This window comes from [Bacteroides] pectinophilus, from assembly GCA_025146925.1.
Taxonomy (GTDB): domain Bacteria; phylum Bacillota; class Clostridia; order Lachnospirales; family Lachnospiraceae; genus Bacteroides_F; species Bacteroides_F pectinophilus.
In genome coordinates, this window is sequence record CP102260.1 from 1,576,185 (window position 1) to 1,594,987 (window position 18,803).

The following is an 18,803-nucleotide window of genomic DNA, read 5'->3' on the forward strand; positions in this document are numbered from 1 at the left end:
TTATATATTGTAATCGCGATGTCCGAAGATGGCTGTTCCTACACGTACATGTGTAGCCCCCTCTTCAACTGCGACAACATAATCATTAGTCATTCCCATAGACAGAAAATCCATATGAACATTATCTATGTTTTTGGCGTTAATGTCAACAGATAAATCTTTCAATTTTTTAAAATATTGACGATTATCTTCAGGGTTATCTACAAAAGGAGCACTTGTCATAAGACCTTTTATATTAATTCCGGGAAGTTTGCTGATCTGTTCAACGAACTGCCCGACATCCTCTGTATAAAGACCGAACTTTGACTCTTCTTTCGCCACATTAACTTCCACAAGGATATCAACAGCAACATTCTTTTTTACAGCTTCCTTACTGATCTCTTCGGCAAGTCTTACCGAGTCAACAGAGTGGATCATCGCAACATTATCAACGATATATTTAACCTTGTTACGCTGCAGATGGCCTATCATATGCCAGTTTATATCACCCGGAAGAACTTTCTGCTTATCATTCATCTCCTGGACTTTATTTTCTCCAAACTCTCTTATTCCGGCAGCATATATCTGTTCAATGTCACTTACCGGCTTCGTCTTACTTACGGCAATAAGCGTAACATCTTCCGGATTACGTCCTGACCTCTCACATGCCTTTCTTATATTCTCCTGAACCTCATGAAGATTATCAGATAACATTTTATCAGCCTCCTAATAAATCATTTCATTCTCGTTTACATTGGATCCTTCAAGGATTATATGGTCATATACCGATATGCCGTACGATGTTCCCTTTCTGACAATACAATATTCCGAGTTCTGTTCCACAATCTCTATTGTCCTGAATATCGTGTAGCCGGTATTGGCACAGTATACGCCCTGAAGTGCTGCTTTTGTCCCGACAGTATACCTGTCCCGTGAATCAGTCTGCAGAATTGTATCGCCCTGGCCAAAAGAGTTCATGTCAACATAACACATATCGTCCTTTACCGCATATATATCAGCCGCAATGAATTCGGTAACCAGCTCATTGTTTACATAATGTTCACAAAGGAAGCCATATGTGCTTGTGTTACCTCCCGTTGTCATATATGACTTCGGTATCGTATAAAAATCTTTTTCAACAATTGAACTCAGAGGTATCTTAAGTCCGTTAGACGCAGATGCCTGAATCTCTATATCAATAAATCTGTCAGTGGCATACCTTATCATATACTTATCAAGTGAAAACCGTCCAAGAATAATATCATCTTTTTTAACGATGCTAAATGGCACCTCCGCCGTTATGTTGTCTTTTACAAAACGTATCTGAAGACTGTTCCTGCCGTTAAGCTCATATTTGTCGATGTCGCTTTGTGTAAGCTGGATATATATATACCAGTTCTCACTTGTAACCATCTTGTATGCAGGATTACCCGACACAATAATATCCTGCGACTTTAGGTTGTTTTTATTGTATTTGTCCTTTTTGAATGTATCCTTAGATATGTCATTCTCTGTAAGCGATTCGTATCCGTCAATTGAATATACGACAATTCCGCTTGTGTCTGCATGTATCGTCTGAAATAGATTCTGGCTGCCTGTACTGCTTATAATAGAGTCGAGATTCGACATGATATTCTCATTAATTGACTGAAGCACCGTAGAATTGAGGTCAGCCTTCAGATCATATACAGCACTGAAATTATCTCCAGAATAAGCAGTCTTAAATGAATTAAGCGTGGACTTTATAATCTTAAGATTCTCATCCGATAATGAATTAGAATCAGAATTAGATGCATCTGCAATAAGCTGTGCAACTCTTCCGGTCTCATCCACCGTGTAAACTATATCACCGACTTTAGCCTTAGTTCCTTCTCTCATATAATAATTAACATTGCCATTATATGCAGAATTCATAATCGATTCCTGCCTAACAGCAATGCCAGAGAATACCGTGTTTGCAGTAAGTGTTCCCGTATTAACGACATATGTCTGGACCTTACGTCTTGTCGCATACAGCCATACGAATGCAATCACATATATTAATACAATTATAAATATTATCAGTGCAGCTTTTGGCTTCTTTCTGAACTTCACAACATTGCCATTGCTTCTTGGCTGCCTTGATGCCATACCATACACCATCCCTTACTGATTACTGATATATCTCACGCCACTCCATATCACCTCTGTCGAGAGACTTGATAAGAAGCTCTGCCGTTGCAAGATTAGTTGCAAGCGGAATATTATACATATCACAGAGCGTAAATATATTATTCACATCAGGTTCATGTGACTTAGGTGACGGATCACGTAAGAAGATCACAAGATCTATATGATTATGTTCAATTTCAGAGCAAAGCTGCTGGTCACCGCCAAGATGTCCTGCGAGAAACTTGTGAACGCTAAGATTAGTTGCTTCTTCAATAAGACGCCCTGTTGTTCCCGTTGCAAATAACTGATTCTTGTTGAGGATGCCTCTGTAAGCAATACAAAAATTCTGCATCAGTTTCTTTTTTGAATCATGTGCAATTAGCCCGATATTCATCAGTGTTTTCCTCCATTTTCCACAGGACGGATTAAGCGTCTGTTTTATTATTTATTAAAATCAAGTACCGCATCTTCATCAACAGCATTGCGCTGCAATGAGATATTAAGTATAATTCCCATGCATATAGCAAGACTCATAAGTGAACTGAGCCCGTAGCTTATGAATGGCAGCGGCAGACCTGTATTAGGCAGAATCAGTGTTGTAACACCAATATTAATAAAGCTCTGGAATGCAATCCAGGAAGCTGCCCCGCAGCATACAAGCCGTCCTTCAAAATTCCGTGCCCTTACGGCTGCATACAGGCATTCACCTACAATCCAGGACAACAGAAGCACCGTAATAATAGAACCTACGAATCCAAGTTCTTCCCCAATTACCGAGAAGATAAAGTCTGTCTGGGCTTCGGGAATAAGACCTGCATTCTTGACTGAATTAGGATCATCATTATTAAGTCCCTTACCGGTAAGCTGCCCCGAACCAATAGCACGTACTGAATTCTCCTGCTGATAACGGTCATCCTCGTTCTCCTGTGCATCAGGATTCTTGAATGCAAGAATACGGTTAACCTGATATGGCTTGAGAAGCTTCTGGTTAGGAGTCTGTATATAGACAAACAGTGCAAGCACTATAGGAACCATAATCAGCAGCACTGTCAGCACTTTTTTGTAATCAATTCCGGCACAGTACAATACTGAGCATATTATAAGGCAGATGAGCAGTGTCGTTGACAAATCCGGCTGTGCAAATACCATTCCTACGGGAACAATAAGTGAAGCTGCCAGTATTCCAAGGAACTTCCAGGTATTAAACCTGTCCTTGAACATTGATATGACTTTTGCCATAAACAATATCAGAAAAAGCTTGGTGAACTCTGAAGGCTGCAATGTAATCCCATCAGCAATCTTAATCCATCTTGTTGCACCTTTTCCATTATGTCCAAACACCAGAACTGCACCGAGCAGCGCTATATTGACTATATATATAAGCCAGAAATACTTAAGTATCCAGTTATAATCAATAAATGATATTATAATCATCACAGCAAAACAGCCCGTTATACCTATTGCTTCTTTCATTGTATAGCTTGGCTTGGCACTGTTTACAAGCAGCAGCCCAAACAGCATCGTTGCAAGGATTGCTGCCGCCAGTCTGAAATTATAATAGCGCAAAGAATATTTCTTAAACATTAAAAATTACTCCGACTTCTGACCCTGACCCTTCTTCAGGTCTCTGATTGGAATATTAGCATATAATGCAGGAACCGAACCGTTATTATTCTCTGATTCAGTCTGCGTAATCTGTATATCCAGCCCCTCAGCGTCAATGATCATGTACTTTGATATTACTTTGATAATATCGTTTTTGATCATTTCCATAACTTCAGGAGAACAATTCGCACGGTCTGAGACAAGCAGGAGCTTAAGTCTGTCCTTAGCTACATCGCTTGAACTTTTTTTCTTAAATAAATCGAATACACTCATAACTTCTCCTTTATGTATATACAGCTTACTTCTTGAACAATGCTGATATCTTCTGCCATACGCTGCTCTTCTCATTAAGATCAAGCAGTGGAACTTCTTCACCGAGGATTCTGTGGCAGATATTCATATATGCCTGTCCGGCAAGACTCTCATCACCCACAAGAGGTTCACCATTATTAGTTGCAACAACGATATGCTCATCATCAGGAACAGCACCGATAAGATTAATTGAAAGTATATCAACAACATCATCAATTGACATCATATCGCCTCTTGATACCATATCCATACGGATTCTGTTAACAATAAGGTCTGTTCTCTTCATTGATTCAGCCTCAAGAAGACCTATGATACGGTCGGCATCACGGATTGCCGAGACCTCAGGAGTTGTTACAACAAGTGCACGGTCGGCGCCTGCAATTGCATTCTTGAATCCCTGTTCAATACCGGCAGGGCAGTCAAGTATGATATAATCAAACTCTTCCCTGAGTTCATCAGTCAGCTTCTTCATCTGCTCGGGTGTAACAGCATTCTTATCTCTTGTCTGTGCTGACGGAAGCAGATAAAGGTTCGGATAGCGCTTATCCTTTATAAGCGCCTGCTTAACACGGCAGTTGCCCTCGACAACATCTACAAGATTATATACTATTCTGTTCTCAAGTCCCATAACGACATCAAGATTACGAAGTCCTATATCCGTGTCGATAAGAACTACTTTCTTATTAAGCTTGGCAAGTCCGGTTCCGACATTGGCTGATGTAGTTGTCTTACCAACGCCGCCCTTTCCGGATGTAATAACGATAACTTCACTCATTTGGGTTAATCCTCCTGTTTAAATCATATGCGTATGTCTGCAAGGACATCGCGCTCGAGTTTTTCTATGTAAATGTTGCCCTCATCAACGTATGCAATACGCGGCTCATGAGTCTTGTTCTTTGCGCTATTACTTCCGTCTGAGCAGCGGGCAATTACATCTCCTATTTTAATCTGCATAGGCTCCATATCAATCGCCACGACGAATGCATCCTCATTACCGTCAGCTCCTGCATATATATTGCCTTTAAGTGAACCAAGCACAATCACATTGCCCTTGGCAATAACTTTGCCCCCGGGATTAACATCGCCGAGAATTATTATACTGCTCTCCGATTCAAGAATCTGACCGGAACGCAAAGTCCCTTTGTAAAACTGTCCGGTACTTGCAGCCATATCATCAAGCTTTGCCTCTACAGCGTGCTTGAAGTACGCATCTTTAAGTTCATCATTGTCAATGACACATACTATATTGATGTCAGATACCTCTGATATGATATCCAGAAGCTGTCGCTGCTGTTCATCATTAAGGCTTCTTCCCTCAAAAGATATTGCCATATTAGCTTTATCGAAGAATTTGGATGCGCCTGAGAACTTGTCCCTGACAGCTTCCTTAAGTTCATCAAAGGATACACTGTCATCAAGCACAACTACTATTCCGTGCTTGCTTCCTTTGATAACAACCGAATTATTCACCATTATCCACCTCGATATTTATTTTAACCTGCATACGTTAAATTTTAGCATAAATCACACTCAAAATCCATACAAAACTGCGTGAATTTTCGCATTTTTATACAAATTACTTGTCTAATCCCCAATATATTTTGTATATATCAGAGGTAAGCTTGGCAGCATTACTTGAAGCATATCCGTTAGGAATCAGAACCGATACAGCTACCTCAGGATTATCATACGGCGCATAACTTATAAATGTTATATGGTCAGCCTTGTTCGTATTCTCCTGTGCGGTACCTGACTTTCCGGCAGCCTGATAAGGAAGTCCCTTAAATGACGCCGTATTCTCAATCACGAGACGCATACCCTGATGAACAGCATTCCACGTAGATGAACTTACATTCATCGTATTGGAAACAACCGGTTCATTATCACGTATAACATTTCCGTTATAATCCGTTATCTTTGATACAAGTGTAAAATCGTGGCATACGCCTGATGTTGCAAGTGTCGATACATATCTGCACAAATTGATTGCCGAGTATGCATGTGTACCCTGCCCGATTGCTGATGCAACTGCATCCCTGTCAGACGGATGCGGATCCATCTCATATATCTCAACACCTGACTTTGTCGCAAGTCCGAGCTGCTCTGCATAATTCTTAAGCAGATCCGTTCCCTTTGTGCTGTTATAAGTTCCTCCTGATTCCATGCCAAGTCTGTGTCCTACAGTGTAGAAAAATACGTTACATGAATCACGTATTGCCGTCGAGACATTCTCGGCGCCATGAGAGCGCGGATATATCCAGCACTTTGGAGAAGGAGTAACTGCCGTATACTGTCCTGTACATACAATTGACTCACCCGTACTTATCACTCCCTGTTCAAGTCCCGTAATCGCCGAACATGGCTTAAAGATAGAACCCGGTGCGGTTCTGAGTGATGTTGCCTTATTAATAAGCGGCTTTGCCTTATCATTACGCAGCTGCTCATAGTAATCCTTATCGACAGTTCCTGAAAGCCGGTTATTGTCATATCCCGGATATGATACAAGTGCAAGCAGCTCCCCTGTATCAGGGTCTGCAACAACTGCTGAGCCGGAACACGGTTCAAGCGCAAGCTGTGCCGGAGTAATCGTCTTCTCAGTGATTGCATTTATCATGAAATCATATGCAGACATTCTTCCCGACGAAAGCCCTTCATAAGCACTCCCTGATGGTTCAAGAACCCCCTGTTCATAAAGCATCATGCAGACTTCCCAGCCCGATATACTTCCCGATGAAATCATATATCTGTATACCTTTTTACCGAATCCGGTATCATTACTGATATAATTGGAAATATATTCCAGCAGCGAATCATATGCCTCCTGAAGACTCGAATACTTCTCAGCCGTAAGCTTATCCATATCAATCCAGTTCTTGGTAAGCGCATATGTCAGAAGCTCCTTAAGACTGATTGACTCATTCTCATCCCAGTTGACATATACAGAATCATTGGTATCCATATTTTCAGTATTAATTATTCCATTATCAACAAGCACATTCTTATAAATGTAATAAATATAGACTTTCATCTCATCAGAGAGCTGTCCGTATGCTGTAGGTGAATCCGTAAGTTCGTTCATGACAGACGATATCACACTGTCCTGTCTTGTCTCAAACTTAGACTGGATTCCCTGTGCTATTGATGAATCAGACTGGGCTATCTTCTTGATAGATACAATATTATTATCAATCAGTGCAAAATAGACAGACTTAATCGGGATGAATATATCCTCTACCGAACCTGTATTGGAATTATATGTTATAGTCGTATCACCTGCCGTTATCTTAGACAGAAGAATCTCAACCAATTCATCTTCAATTGCATTGTAGACATCTTTCTGAAGCTGTGAATCAATAGTAAGATAGACATCGTGACCGGTCTGTGGCTGTGTATTATCTACGACTTCCGTAATACGGCCTACGCTGTCAACATATACCTTCTTACTTCCCTTTGTTCCCTGAAGTTCAAGTTCAAGAGCCTGCTCTATTCCTGACTTACCTACAGTATCATTCGATTCATACTGCTCATTCTGTGCCTGAAGTTCCTCAAGCTCACTGGATGATACATTACCTGTATATCCCAGTATATGTGATGTATATACACTGTCGACATACTTGCGGATATATTCTTCTTCAACACTTACACCGACAAGGTCTCTTGACTTCTCAAGGATTGCCGCTACAGTTGCATCAGACACTTCATACGCGATTGTAAATGTCATATATCTTGAATATGAGTTAGCAGCCATGTGTCTTCTCAGATTAATAATCTCAAGCTGATGGGCAAGCGGATAATCCTGCGATACCTCATACCTGTCACGAAGGTATTCATACACAGCATCAGCCGTTGCATTACGCTGTTCATCCTTAAGTGCACTTATTGTCTGTGCACCGTATATATCTCTTAAGAATCTGAGAAGTGCATTATCAGATTCCGTAAATTCAAGATGTCCGTCCAGATTAATTGCAATTGGGAGATCATTGGTAACAGAATCCCCATTCTCCTCAATTATATCAATTGTCTTATTGATAACTTCATTGATAGACTGATTCTTAACCTTATTGGATGTATAAGTTCCGCTGTCGCTTATCTTTACAGAGAATGCAAGATCATTATAAGCAAGAAGATTACCGTTACGGTCAAAAATCCTGCCACGTGTGGCAGGAACACTCATTGTCTTCTCCTGTGAATCCGTTACCGATTGTGCGTACACATCACCGTTAACTATCTGCAGTGAGAAGAGACGAACTAAAATTGTTACAAAAAGAAGGATAAATACCAAAACCAGTGGCAGAAGCCTTGACTTTAAGAAACTTAGAATGTACTCAAATATTTCCCTGATCATACTCTATAGCTCTCTTTCTTTCCTTACCCTCAAAATGTCTGTTAAGGGATACAATTATCCTGTATATCGCAATCGTGACAATTACCGTATATACAACCTCCGGCATTATAAAACGCTTAAGATAATACAGGACATCAAGTTTATTGTGCAGCAGGAAATTAACCACATATGACAGAAAACCATATATAAAATCACCTGCCCCTACCATAGCGATAGGCATTAAAAATTCCTTCTCCTCATATTTCTGGTAGAAACATCCGGCAAAATACCCGATAAACATCATTGCTATTGATGAAAGCCCGATTATGCTGTAGCTGAACAAATCGTATATTATTCCGCACACAAATCCCGTATATATTCCTTCTGTCTTACCATTAAGAAATCCGAACAAAACCGGAATGATTATCAGAAAATTAGGTGATATGCCACCTATAGCCAGCACTCTTCCGGCTGTACACTGAAGCACATAAAAGACAATTATCAGAAGCAGCTCACATATTTTTCTTTTCATGTACCGACCTCACTCGCCAATCTTAACTTTCTTTTCCCTGATTACAAGTACTTCCTGAAGATGTGCAAAATCAACAACCGGAACAAGGTATCCCGACTGTGTAAGATTATTGGAATCCGATGTTACGTCCTTTACATATCCTATAAGTATTCCCTCGAGGTAGTCATTACTTATGTTGGATGTAACAATCTTATCCCCGTCACGGATTACAACATCCTTCTTAAAATACTCAACACGAAGAAGCCCTGAATCCATAAGCTTTATATCGCCGTTGACAATGCAGTTGTCTCCGGTATCTATAAGCATGCCGCTGACCTTGCTGCTGTCATCTATAATTGAATGAACAGTTGCATAATTCTCGCCGACATCAGTTACAATGCCGACAAGTCCGCCTCCTGCAATAACATTCATATCAGTCTCTATTCCGTCACGGCTACCTTTGTCTATTGTAAATGTATTGAACCAGTTATCGCTTCCCTTGCCGATTACACGAGCACCGACCTTAGTGTAGCCCGGATACTTCTCATCAAGTTCATAAAGGTCACGAAGTCTCTCCAGTTCATAACTGTCCTGCTTAAGCTGGTTATTCTCCTCTACAAGGCTGTCGACCCTGTCCTGAAGCTCTTTGTTCTGGTCTATTACCTCTCCAAGTTCCTTCATCGTCTCAGCCTTATCGTAAGTCCACAAGCCGAGATTGTTCATTCCTTTCTGCAGAGGAATTACAACAGCCGATACAACAGTCCGTATAGGTGATATAAGGCTGTCCGTAAAGAATGACGCACCTACAAACAGAAAACATACCACCGTAAGAATAACCAGAATATATTTAGGTGTAAAAAATGTACTCAGTTTCTTTCTCATTGACAAACACCTGCTCTAAAATTAATTATTCGTAAATCTTTTCCTGTGGTGTATATGCAAGATGTCTGAACTGAGGGTTATTAACGACGCCCATAAGTCCGCGTACAACACTTTCAGAAGGATTCTCAACTATATTGACATTGAGATTGGTCTCTTCCTTGATAAATCTCTCAAGGTTGCTTATGTTAGATGTACCGCCTGTAACATAGATACCCATATTAATAATATCCGCTGCAAGTTCAGGCGGAGTTCTCTCAAGAATGACTTTGATTGAATCCATGATTGAGTGAAGCGGGTCGACAATCGCATTATAGATAATATCAGAAGATATATCCACACATACAGGGAGGCCTGATACTATATTACGTCCAAATCCCTTTGCAAATGACTCATCAACCTGTACGGCGCTTCCAAGCTGCTTCTTAAGATTCTCAGCTGTCTTGCTTCCGATTACAAGATTATAATACTTACGTACAGTTGTTATAATACTGTCATCAAGCTTGTTACCGCCAATCTTGACTGACTTGCTGAGCACAATGCCTCCAAGTGAGAGAACTGATATCTCAGTTGTGTCAGCGCCGATATTGACAACCATAACACCTTTGGCAGCAGTTACATCAATCCCCGCACCTATAGCATCAGCAACCGGCTTATCAACTATATAAACATTCTTTGCCTTAACCTTGGCATCAACAACTATCTCATAGAATGCACGCTTCTCAACTTCAGTAATATCTGTCGGAACAGCAATATAGAACTCCGAAGGACCCGTAAGCTTCTTGCTCTCACTCTGCTTCTCAGTAAACTTCTCAAGAAGTGTCTGCATATTCTCGATGTCTGCAATAACGCCAAACTTAACCGGATATGATACAACTATATTATCCGGTGCCTTCTCATACATCTCGAACGCTTCATCACCGAATGCAAAAATCTCAGTCTTATTGGCTATTGCAATTATATTCTTCTCATTGAGAATCTTATCCTTATCTTTTGAGAACATCTTAAAATTGCTTGTTCCTATATCAATTCCGTATACACCTGCCATCTTAGGCTCCTTTCAATTTTTGAAATTTTATTCATTAAGATTCATAAGTCCGCTTTCCTTAAGGCTTACGAATCTATTATCACCAATAATAATATGGTCAATAAGCGATATTCCTAACATCTCGCCGGCAAGCTGCACCCGCCTTGTTATAGCAATGTCATTACTGCTTGGCTCTGCATCACCGCTCGGATGATTATGCAGCATAACGATAAATACCGCACCGGCTCTTAACGCTGCAACAAATATCTCTCTCGGAGATACTATTGATGCATTAACGGTACCTGTTGAGATAATCTCATCCTTAATCAGCCGCAGCTTTGTGTCGAGCATGACAAGTACAAGCCTCTCGCATTCCGCATGACGCAGGTCTTCCATATAATAATCCGCGATTGATACGGGATTCCTGAAATCAAGCCGCCTGTATGCACACGATTTGGATATCCTGCGTGACAGCTCAATTACAGCCATAATCTGTAATGCTTTCACACTGCCTATGCCACGAATTGATACAAGGTCTTCATACCCTATCCCCGTAAGCCCCGCAAGGTTCGTACTTCCCGATCCGTTGCATGCCATATCAATAATGCCGGCAGCAAGTTCAATTGAACTTATCCCCGTTGTTCCTGTCTTAATTATAACTGCAAGAAGTTCTGCATCAGACAGTGCACCTGCTCCGTATAACATAAACTTCTCATACGGACGCATTGATGCCGGAAGGTCTTTGGTACGCCTGTTCTTCAGTCCCGTGTTATCATATACACTATTCATTCCTTATGCTAAAGGAAACAAAATCCGGTTAATTCGTTATACAGTTAATATCAACTATACAAAACGGTATATGACTGCAGCAATAATTATTCCGACAATACTTCCGATAGTAATCTTAATCTTGAGACCGAATGTTATAATAAGCACTCCGAGATCAAGTGTTGGTGCCGGGTCAGTAAATCCGAACGTCTGACCATAGCTGAGCCATCCAAGTGCCGGAATTCCGGCCGTAAGCTCGCTGATAAATCCACCGATTACAATACCGGCAAGAAGAAACAAAAATAATGCCCAGTTATTTTTGCCACGTGCTATGTTGCTCATGTCATTCTCACCTCATAACATAACTGCCTCACAAATGCAGATGCCGCATCAGCCACACCCTGCTTTCATTTGGCGCATCTAACAGTATAGCATATTATGCGTAATGTTGACAAGAAATAATCAGCTTTATAATAAACACATAATACCCGGCTATATCATTTTAATCAAGGAGTCCTTTAAGAAGATGAACGCGTATATATCCTTCCTCCGGATTCTTCTCCAATATACACTGCGGTATTGAAGGAATAAGAACTTCCTTACCGTCATTCATTCCAACCACATAGACATCATTGGCCCCCGTCTGCATAATATCCTTAAGCACACCAAGCTCCACACCTTCATCAGTCACGACCTTAAGTCCAACGAGATCGCATATAAAGAACTCTCCATCTTCAAGTTCAACTGCATTTTCTCTTGTAACAAGCAGGTCTTTTTTTACAAACTGCTGTATATCATTTATATTGTCATACCCTTTGAACTTGAGAATAACAAATTGTTTGAAGTACTTAACGCCTTCAATCTCAAGCTTTACAGGCTCTCTTTTCATATCAACAATAACTTCTTCAAGATAATCGAATCTCTTCGGATCATCTGTTGTCGGAAATACCTTTACTTCGCCGCGTATTCCATGTGTCGATGTTATTACGCCTACACGTAATGTCTGCTCCATGTATCCTCCATAAAATTCGAACCCCGAAAACAATGCTTTCGAGGTTCTTTCATAAATTCAAAGTACATTGCCGTTATACAATCTCGACAATCACTTTCTTGTCAGTCTTAGATGCTGCAGCCGTTACAACTGCACGAATGGACTTTGCGATTCGTCCCTGCTTACCGATAACTTTCCCCATATCTGACGGAGCTACCTTAAGCTCAACAATAAGAGCCTTATTCTTCTCTGTCTCAGTTACAACAACTTCATCAGGATTATCAACAAGTGCTTTAGCGATAATTTCAACTAATTCCTTCATACTTCCTCATTTCCGTCTGCGGTTGCAGACTGTACGGGATTAAGAGACACGGTCATTGCACTAAGGTACTCAGATCTTAGTGCGATAACCAATAATCACCCAAAAGTCTCTTGGATTACTTCTCAATTCCGGCAATCTTAAATACTCTTAAGACACCTTCTGTAGGCTGTGCACCGTTAGCAAGCCACTTCTTAGCTGCCTCTGCATCAATGTTAACCTTGCAAGGATCGTAGTTAGGATCGTAAGTACCGATTTCATCGATGAATCTTCCGTTACGTGGTGATCTTGAATCTGCAACGATGATTCTATAGAATGGAGACTTCTTCTCACCTAATCTCTTTAATCTGATCTTTACCATTGTAATTCACCTCCTGATATTTTGCTAAAAATGTATTATGCTAAAAAGGCAATTTGAATCTGCCCTTTTTACCACCGAATTGTTTCATCATGCCCGGCATCTGCTTCATCATCTTCTTCATCTGCTCAAACTGCTTGACTACTCTGTTGACTTCGCTTATGTCAACTCCCGCACCTCTTGCGATACGGTTCTTTCTTGACGGATTAAGAATGTCCGGTCTGCTGCGCTCCGCATTATTCATCGAAAGGATGATTGCCTCAGTGCGCTTAAGATTCTTCTCTGCTTCATCCATGTCTACGCCGTCTGTCTTAATCTTGCCGGCAAATCCCATGCCCGGAAGCATATTCATGATTGACCCGAGTCCGCCCATGTTCTTAATCTGACCCATGTACTCAAGATAATCATTAAAGTCAAACTCCGCTTTGCGGAGCTTCTTCTCCATCTCAGCCGCCTTATCGGCATCTATCTGTGCCTCAGCCTTCTCTATAAGCGAAAGCACATCGCCCATGCCAAGTATTCTTGATGCCATTCTGTCAGGATGGAACTGTTCAAGATCTGAAAGCTTCTCCCCCATACCGGCGTAAAGAATAGGCTTGCCTGTCACGGCTTTGATTGAAAGGGCGGCACCGCCTCTGGTGTCACCATCGAGCTTAGTAAGAATAACTCCGTCAATTCCAATCTTCTCATCGAATGAAGACGCTACATTAACTGCGTCCTGACCTGTCATCGAATCGACAACAAGTATCGTCTGGTCAACTCCTACGCTGCTCTTTATATTCTGAAGCTCAGTCATCATGTCTTCATCTACATGAAGACGTCCGGCTGTATCCAAAATAACAATGTTATTCCCGTTAGACTTAGCATGTTCAATTCCTGCCTTGGCTATGTCTACAGGATTCTGGTTCGTTCCCATGGCAAAAACAGGAACTCCCTGCTTCTCACCATTAATCTTAAGCTGTTCAACTGCCGCAGGTCTGTATACATCACATGCCACAAGAAGCGGCTTCCTGCCCTGAGCCTTGAACTTGCCTGCCAGCTTGGCTGTAGTGGTTGTCTTACCGGCACCCTGAAGACCTGCCATCATGATAACCGTAATCTCTGAACCGCTCTTAAGAGCAATCTCTGTAGTCTCTGAACCCATGAGCTTAATCATCTCTTCATTGACTATCTTGATTACCATCTGTCCGGGTGTAAGGCTCTCCATTACATCCTGACCGATTGCACGTTCCTCAACCGACTTAACAAACTGCTTGACAACTTTGAAGTTAACATCCGCCTCAAGAAGTGCCATCTTGACTTCCCTGAGTGCAGCCTTAACATCACTTTCGCTTAAGCGGCCCTTGCCACGGAGGTTTTTGAAAATGTTCTGTAATTTGTCTGACAAACTGTCAAAAGCCATCTAAAGCCTCCTAAAAAATCTTCAACATGTCATTGGAAATCTCATCAATTCTTCTCACACACTCGGAGTCACCCGTGTCGAAGAACTTCTTGGTAAGATCATTAATCTCTCCTACCATCTTCTTTGCATCCATAAACTTCTCCACGAGATGAAGCTTATCTTCATAACCTGTAAGAATAGCATTGCAGCGCTTAATCAGGTCATGCACTCCCTGTCTTGAGATGTCATACTCCTCAGCGACCTCACTCAGTGAATAGTCGTTAAAGACAACATCCGAATATACAGCCTTCTGATGCTCTGTCAGAAGTTCTCCATAGAAATCATATAACAATGTCTGCTCAAGAATCTTTTCCATAACAAATGATATAATACAATAGTGTCAGCAAGCTGTCAAGTATTTTTTCTTGACAGCTTTATTTTTATTCCGAGCGAAGTGCATCTATAGGGTTAAGCTCACTTGCCTTCCTTGCAGGCACCCATCCGAATATTATTCCTATTGCGGCTGAGAAGCCTACACCAAGTATGATTGCTCCGGGCTGGATTACAAAGTCAATCTTTATCAGGACTGCTGCCACATATGATATCAGCAGCCCAAGCCCCACGCCTATTATTCCTCCAATCATCGAAAGGAATATTGATTCAATCAGAAACTGCATCTGTATCCTCTTAGGCTCAGCGCCGAGTGCCTTGCGCAGACCTATCTCCCTGGTACGCTCAGTAACCGATACAAGCATCATATTCATGATACCTATTCCGCCGACAAGAAGTGCTATTGACGCAATGCCTGCAAGCATCGTAGTCATCATGTTCTGCATGGAACGCATAGTATCAAGAAGCGAATCCATGTTAAATATGCTGTAACTGTCATCTTTGTCATTGAACGCCTGATTAAGTACTTTTTTCAGGTCATTCGTAACCTGGTCAGAGAACTGTGTATCTCCTATGTAGATTTCAATGCTGTTAATGTTGGCACTTCCTGTCATCTTAAGCGCATTCTTGTAAGGGATCTTAACTGTTCCTCCGTCACTTGATGTCGTCATCATTGTTGACATAAGATTGGCATCATCTCCCTCAAGTCCTACAACCGTATAAGTATAGCCTCCGACTTTAAGTTTCTTACCGACCGGATTCTCACCGAAGAAAAATCTCTTGGCACAGTCCTTATCAATGACACATGTATACACATCACCTGCCATCTCCGCATGTGTCAGCGCACGGCCTGATATAATATTGTTATTATTCAGGAAATACGTTCCGTTCTTGCCTTCTACGTTAATGTCATCAACCTCGCCGTTACGTGCGCCCTTGCTTGTTGTGGAGACCGTAGGTGATACACCTGCGACATTGTCAATCGCTTCAATCTTAGCTATGTCGCTGTCTGACAATCCGGTCTTAAGCGACGTACCCGTTATTGATACAACCAGCTTGCCTGCGCCAAGATTTTCAAACTGCCCCATTACATTATCAGATACACCCTGAACTATTGTAATAAGGGCAATTACAGCCGTAACACCGATTATTATACCAAGTGTTGTAAGGAACGAACGCATCTTGTTGCCCTTTATATTCTGCATCGACATCCCGATGCTCTGCTTTAAAATATCCATATTGCTCCTTATCGTAAATATATTATGCAAATATATTTGTCAGCTTCAGTCATTACGCATCCTCAACTACACCTTCGCTTATATTACCGTCAAGTATTCTTACTATTCTCTTGGCATGCTGCGCAATGTGGACATCATGCGTAATCATTATTATGCATCTGCCTTCGTCATTCAGTTCATGAAAAAGCTCCATAACCTGCGCTCCCGTCTTCTGGTCGAGAGCACCCGTCGGCTCATCTGCAAGAAGTATTGTCGGATTGTTCACTATCGAACGTGCTATGGCAACTCTTTGCTGCTGCCCTCCTGACATCTGATTAGGATAATGATCCATCTTGTCTTTGAGGCCTACTTTTTCAAGCACCTCCATTGCACGCTGCTTACGTTCCTTCTCCTTAACATTGGCATATATCATAGGCAGCTCAACATTCTCAAGTGCCGTCTGTCTCTGAAGCAGGTGAAATGACTGAAATATAAATCCAATCTCCTTACTGCGTATGTGCGCAAGTGACTTCTCGTCCTGGTCAGCAATCTTACGTCCCGACAGTATATACTCACCCGAAGTCGGAACGTCCAGACATCCGATAATATTCATAAGCGTAGACTTACCTGAGCCTGATGGTCCGAGAACAGCCAGGAACTCCCCCTCTTCTACCGTAAGGTCAATTCCCTTAAGCACTCTTGATATTTCATCACCCATGACATATTCCTTCACAATGTTCTTCATTGTAAGTATTTCTTTAGCCATAATCAAATCTCCGTTTACTTATTTTGATGTGCTGCTGCCTGAATCTGTAGAAACACTGCCTGCGCTTACAGAGCCACCATACATATTCATCATCATATTCATCATCTCGCTCTTTGCCTTTACAGTATCACCTTCATTAAGTCCGTCTTTTATCTCAACATAAGAGCCATCACTTGCCCCTGTTGTTATATACTTTTTCTCCTGTGATTTACCCGAACCGACAAGTACATACGGCGTATTGTCGCTCTCGTAATACAATGCATCCATTGAAACTGAAAGTACATCCTTAACATCGTTATTTTTAAGCTTTACTTCTACTGACATTCCCGTTCTGATATATGAATCTGCCCTGAATTCAACGTCAGCCGTAAAATATGATACGCCCTTCTCTACAGTTGCTTTCTTTGATACATTGGTAATCTTACCCTCATAATCTCTCTTAAGAGCATCAACGCTGATTCCTACATCAACGCCATCCTCTACTCCAAGTATGTCATACTCATCAATCTTGATCGATACCTGTACCGTAGAATAATCAGTCACCTCAGCAACTGCCTTGGCTGTTGAGAGTGTGTCTCCCACCTTGACATTAAAGTCAGTAAGCGTACCGCTTATAGATGCCTTAATCTTATAATCTTCAAGCTGTGTATACAGATTATCAAGTTCCAGCGCCGCTACATTGTTATTGGACAAAGCCTCAACCTTTTCAGCTGCATTGGCATATGTCTGAAGAGTCTGGTCTGCCGCAACAAGTGCTGACTCATAGCTCTGCTGTGCCTGAAGATAAGACTCATGCCTTGAATTAACCGCATCTTCATACTTGCTTAAGTTAGTATTAACCGTATTAAATGTGCTAAGATAGCTCTTATACTGGTTATCATAGCTTAACTGTGCATTATCAACAGCAGTCTGAAGCGCATCCCTCTTAGCCTCAAGCATCTCTACATTCGCTTTTGCGCCTGCAAGTGAAGCTGCATTGGCAGGTGACGGATCTGCATCATATGCATCCTCGGCGTTAGATACGCCCTTCTCACACCCACGTATATCCGCTTCATTATCGTCATAATTCTTTTTAGCCTGTTCAAGCGCCGCCTTAACGCTCTCAAGCTGGTTACCGGCAGCAATCATTGATGCATCTATATTATTATCCAGTTCAAGCTTTGCACGGTTATAATCAGACACTGCCGAATCATAAGCAGTCTTCGCATTATCAAGTGCAGCCTTCGCCTGATTAATAGTTGCATTGTCTCCGTTATCTATTGAATTCTTATAATCCTCGTAAGACTTCTTAGCATCACGTATTGCATAGTAATTAGAAAGTTCAGTATTGGACAGTGATGCCTCCTTAAGCGCTATATTCTGGCGTATAGTCTTATCATCTATCTGGGCAAGCACATCTCCGGCCTTAACCTCATCGCCTTCCTTAAAATAAACCTGCGTAACTTCCCCCATAACCTTAGGAGTTATAGTCACATCATCTACTGCCTCTATATTACCAGTAAACGTGTGATATGTAACAATATCTCTCTTCTGTACCTTCTCATCAACGTACATCTGGTCTGCAGCCTTACCGCCTCCGACAACTGAAGCAGCAATAATTGCAATTATTACCACAAGTACAATTGCGAGTTTCCAGTGCTTTTTAAGTGTTTTAAGTATTTTCTTCATATACCGCTCTCATGTCAGCCCTGACAGCCTTCACAAATTCCTTTCTTCAAAATTATTTTGATAATATTAATATTATACTAATTCTTTTATAATGGCTAGTAATATATCGATTAAATATTTGTTAACAATTTGCAAATTCTTTAATTACTCCCGCACA

At 41.3% G+C, this 18,803-nt stretch carries 21 protein-coding genes; all 21 read right to left on the reverse strand.

The window, feature by feature from the left end; genetic code table 11:
* Complete coding sequence (locus NQ488_07335) at positions 1–693, reverse strand: YggS family pyridoxal phosphate-dependent enzyme (protein UWN94414.1); 693 nt, start codon at positions 691–693, stop codon at positions 1–3.
* A 12-nt stretch (positions 694–705) separates the two neighbouring features.
* Positions 706–2,109 (reverse strand): hypothetical protein, encoded by a 1,404-nt coding sequence (locus NQ488_07340; GenBank protein ID UWN94415.1) that lies wholly within the window; start codon positions 2,107–2,109, stop codon positions 706–708.
* 22 nt (positions 2,110–2,131) lie between these two features.
* Positions 2,132–2,524, reverse strand: coding sequence for a methylglyoxal synthase (locus NQ488_07345; protein ID UWN94416.1), 393 nt, complete (start codon positions 2,522–2,524; stop codon positions 2,132–2,134).
* 47 nt (positions 2,525–2,571) lie between these two features.
* Positions 2,572–3,714 carry a rod shape-determining protein RodA gene (locus NQ488_07350; protein UWN94417.1) on the reverse strand — a complete coding sequence of 381 codons (1,143 nt, stop codon included), beginning with the start codon at positions 3,712–3,714 and terminating at the stop codon, positions 2,572–2,574.
* Positions 3,715–3,720: 6 nt separating this feature from the next.
* Complete coding sequence (gene minE, locus NQ488_07355; GenBank protein UWN94418.1) at positions 3,721–4,008, reverse strand: cell division topological specificity factor MinE; 288 nt, start codon at positions 4,006–4,008, stop codon at positions 3,721–3,723.
* Positions 4,009–4,033: 25 nt separating this feature from the next.
* Complete coding sequence (gene minD, locus NQ488_07360) at positions 4,034–4,822, reverse strand: septum site-determining protein MinD (GenBank protein ID UWN94419.1); 789 nt, start codon at positions 4,820–4,822, stop codon at positions 4,034–4,036.
* A 23-nt stretch (positions 4,823–4,845) separates the two neighbouring features.
* Positions 4,846–5,520 carry a septum site-determining protein MinC gene (minC, locus tag NQ488_07365; protein ID UWN94420.1) on the reverse strand — a complete coding sequence of 225 codons (675 nt, stop codon included), beginning with the start codon at positions 5,518–5,520 and terminating at the stop codon, positions 4,846–4,848.
* 103 nt (positions 5,521–5,623) lie between these two features.
* Positions 5,624–8,392 (reverse strand): penicillin-binding transpeptidase domain-containing protein, encoded by a 2,769-nt coding sequence (locus tag NQ488_07370; protein ID UWN94421.1) that lies wholly within the window; start codon positions 8,390–8,392, stop codon positions 5,624–5,626.
* Positions 8,373–8,903: a rod shape-determining protein MreD gene (mreD, locus tag NQ488_07375; GenBank protein UWN94422.1), complete on the reverse strand. Its 531-nt coding sequence runs from the start codon at positions 8,901–8,903 to the stop codon at positions 8,373–8,375. Before mreD ends, NQ488_07370 begins: the two co-directional genes overlap by 20 nt.
* 9 nt (positions 8,904–8,912) lie before the next feature.
* Positions 8,913–9,764, reverse strand: a complete 852-nt coding sequence (gene mreC, locus NQ488_07380; GenBank protein ID UWN94423.1) for a rod shape-determining protein MreC — start codon at positions 9,762–9,764, stop codon at positions 8,913–8,915.
* A gap of 25 nt (positions 9,765–9,789) precedes the next feature.
* Entirely contained in the window at positions 9,790–10,809 is a 1,020-nt protein-coding gene (locus NQ488_07385; protein ID UWN94424.1) for a rod shape-determining protein, read from the reverse strand.
* Between the two features lie 27 nt (positions 10,810–10,836).
* Positions 10,837–11,577, reverse strand: a complete 741-nt coding sequence (radC, locus tag NQ488_07390) for a DNA repair protein RadC (GenBank protein UWN94425.1) — start codon at positions 11,575–11,577, stop codon at positions 10,837–10,839.
* A gap of 54 nt (positions 11,578–11,631) precedes the next feature.
* Positions 11,632–11,898, reverse strand: coding sequence for a DUF4321 domain-containing protein (locus NQ488_07395; protein ID UWN94426.1), 267 nt, complete (start codon positions 11,896–11,898; stop codon positions 11,632–11,634).
* A gap of 160 nt (positions 11,899–12,058) precedes the next feature.
* Positions 12,059–12,568, reverse strand: a complete 510-nt coding sequence (gene rimM / locus NQ488_07400; protein UWN94427.1) for a ribosome maturation factor RimM — start codon at positions 12,566–12,568, stop codon at positions 12,059–12,061.
* Positions 12,569–12,641: 73 nt separating this feature from the next.
* Positions 12,642–12,869 carry a KH domain-containing protein gene (locus NQ488_07405; GenBank protein UWN94428.1) on the reverse strand — a complete coding sequence of 76 codons (228 nt, stop codon included), beginning with the start codon at positions 12,867–12,869 and terminating at the stop codon, positions 12,642–12,644.
* Between the two features lie 115 nt (positions 12,870–12,984).
* Positions 12,985–13,227 (reverse strand): 30S ribosomal protein S16, encoded by a 243-nt coding sequence (gene rpsP / locus NQ488_07410; GenBank protein ID UWN94429.1) that lies wholly within the window; start codon positions 13,225–13,227, stop codon positions 12,985–12,987.
* Between the two features lie 40 nt (positions 13,228–13,267).
* Complete coding sequence (gene ffh, locus NQ488_07415) at positions 13,268–14,626, reverse strand: signal recognition particle protein (protein ID UWN94430.1); 1,359 nt, start codon at positions 14,624–14,626, stop codon at positions 13,268–13,270.
* Between the two features lie 10 nt (positions 14,627–14,636).
* A complete protein-coding gene (locus tag NQ488_07420) occupies positions 14,637–14,981 on the reverse strand; it encodes a YlxM family DNA-binding protein (protein ID UWN94431.1) in 345 nt (114 codons plus the stop codon).
* A 64-nt stretch (positions 14,982–15,045) separates the two neighbouring features.
* Complete coding sequence (locus NQ488_07425; GenBank protein UWN94432.1) at positions 15,046–16,233, reverse strand: ABC transporter permease; 1,188 nt, start codon at positions 16,231–16,233, stop codon at positions 15,046–15,048.
* Between the two features lie 52 nt (positions 16,234–16,285).
* Positions 16,286–16,966, reverse strand: a complete 681-nt coding sequence (locus NQ488_07430) for an ABC transporter ATP-binding protein (GenBank protein ID UWN97122.1) — start codon at positions 16,964–16,966, stop codon at positions 16,286–16,288.
* A 30-nt stretch (positions 16,967–16,996) separates the two neighbouring features.
* Positions 16,997–18,646 carry an efflux RND transporter periplasmic adaptor subunit gene (locus tag NQ488_07435; protein ID UWN94433.1) on the reverse strand — a complete coding sequence of 550 codons (1,650 nt, stop codon included), beginning with the start codon at positions 18,644–18,646 and terminating at the stop codon, positions 16,997–16,999.
* Positions 18,647–18,803: the final 157 nt, after the last annotated feature.

Bases quoted from the DNA above. Each gene is read 5' to 3' on its own strand.
- NQ488_07335 (UWN94414.1), bottom strand. From the start codon at position 693: ATGTTATCTGATAATCTTCATGAGGTTCAGGAGAATATAAGAAAGGCA.
- NQ488_07340 (UWN94415.1), bottom strand. From the start codon at position 2,109: ATGGCATCAAGGCAGCCAAGAAGCAATGGCAATGTTGTGAAGTTCAGA.
- NQ488_07345 (UWN94416.1), bottom strand. From the start codon at position 2,524: ATGAATATCGGGCTAATTGCACATGATTCAAAAAAGAAACTGATGCAG.
- NQ488_07350 (UWN94417.1), bottom strand. From the start codon at position 3,714: ATGTTTAAGAAATATTCTTTGCGCTATTATAATTTCAGACTGGCGGCA.
- minE (UWN94418.1), bottom strand. From the start codon at position 4,008: ATGAGTGTATTCGATTTATTTAAGAAAAAAAGTTCAAGCGATGTAGCT.
- minD (UWN94419.1), bottom strand. From the start codon at position 4,822: ATGAGTGAAGTTATCGTTATTACATCCGGAAAGGGCGGCGTTGGTAAG.
- minC (UWN94420.1), bottom strand. From the start codon at position 5,520: ATGGTGAATAATTCGGTTGTTATCAAAGGAAGCAAGCACGGAATAGTA.
- NQ488_07370 (UWN94421.1), bottom strand. From the start codon at position 8,392: ATGATCAGGGAAATATTTGAGTACATTCTAAGTTTCTTAAAGTCAAGG.
- mreD (UWN94422.1), bottom strand. From the start codon at position 8,903: ATGAAAAGAAAAATATGTGAGCTGCTTCTGATAATTGTCTTTTATGTG.
- mreC (UWN94423.1), bottom strand. From the start codon at position 9,764: ATGAGAAAGAAACTGAGTACATTTTTTACACCTAAATATATTCTGGTT.
- NQ488_07385 (UWN94424.1), bottom strand. From the start codon at position 10,809: ATGGCAGGTGTATACGGAATTGATATAGGAACAAGCAATTTTAAGATG.
- radC (UWN94425.1), bottom strand. From the start codon at position 11,577: ATGAATAGTGTATATGATAACACGGGACTGAAGAACAGGCGTACCAAA.
- NQ488_07395 (UWN94426.1), bottom strand. From the start codon at position 11,898: ATGAGCAACATAGCACGTGGCAAAAATAACTGGGCATTATTTTTGTTT.
- rimM (UWN94427.1), bottom strand. From the start codon at position 12,568: ATGGAGCAGACATTACGTGTAGGCGTAATAACATCGACACATGGAATA.
- NQ488_07405 (UWN94428.1), bottom strand. From the start codon at position 12,869: ATGAAGGAATTAGTTGAAATTATCGCTAAAGCACTTGTTGATAATCCT.
- rpsP (UWN94429.1), bottom strand. From the start codon at position 13,227: ATGGTAAAGATCAGATTAAAGAGATTAGGTGAGAAGAAGTCTCCATTC.
- ffh (UWN94430.1), bottom strand. From the start codon at position 14,626: ATGGCTTTTGACAGTTTGTCAGACAAATTACAGAACATTTTCAAAAAC.
- NQ488_07420 (UWN94431.1), bottom strand. From the start codon at position 14,981: ATGGAAAAGATTCTTGAGCAGACATTGTTATATGATTTCTATGGAGAA.
- NQ488_07425 (UWN94432.1), bottom strand. From the start codon at position 16,233: ATGGATATTTTAAAGCAGAGCATCGGGATGTCGATGCAGAATATAAAG.
- NQ488_07435 (UWN94433.1), bottom strand. From the start codon at position 18,646: ATGAAGAAAATACTTAAAACACTTAAAAAGCACTGGAAACTCGCAATT.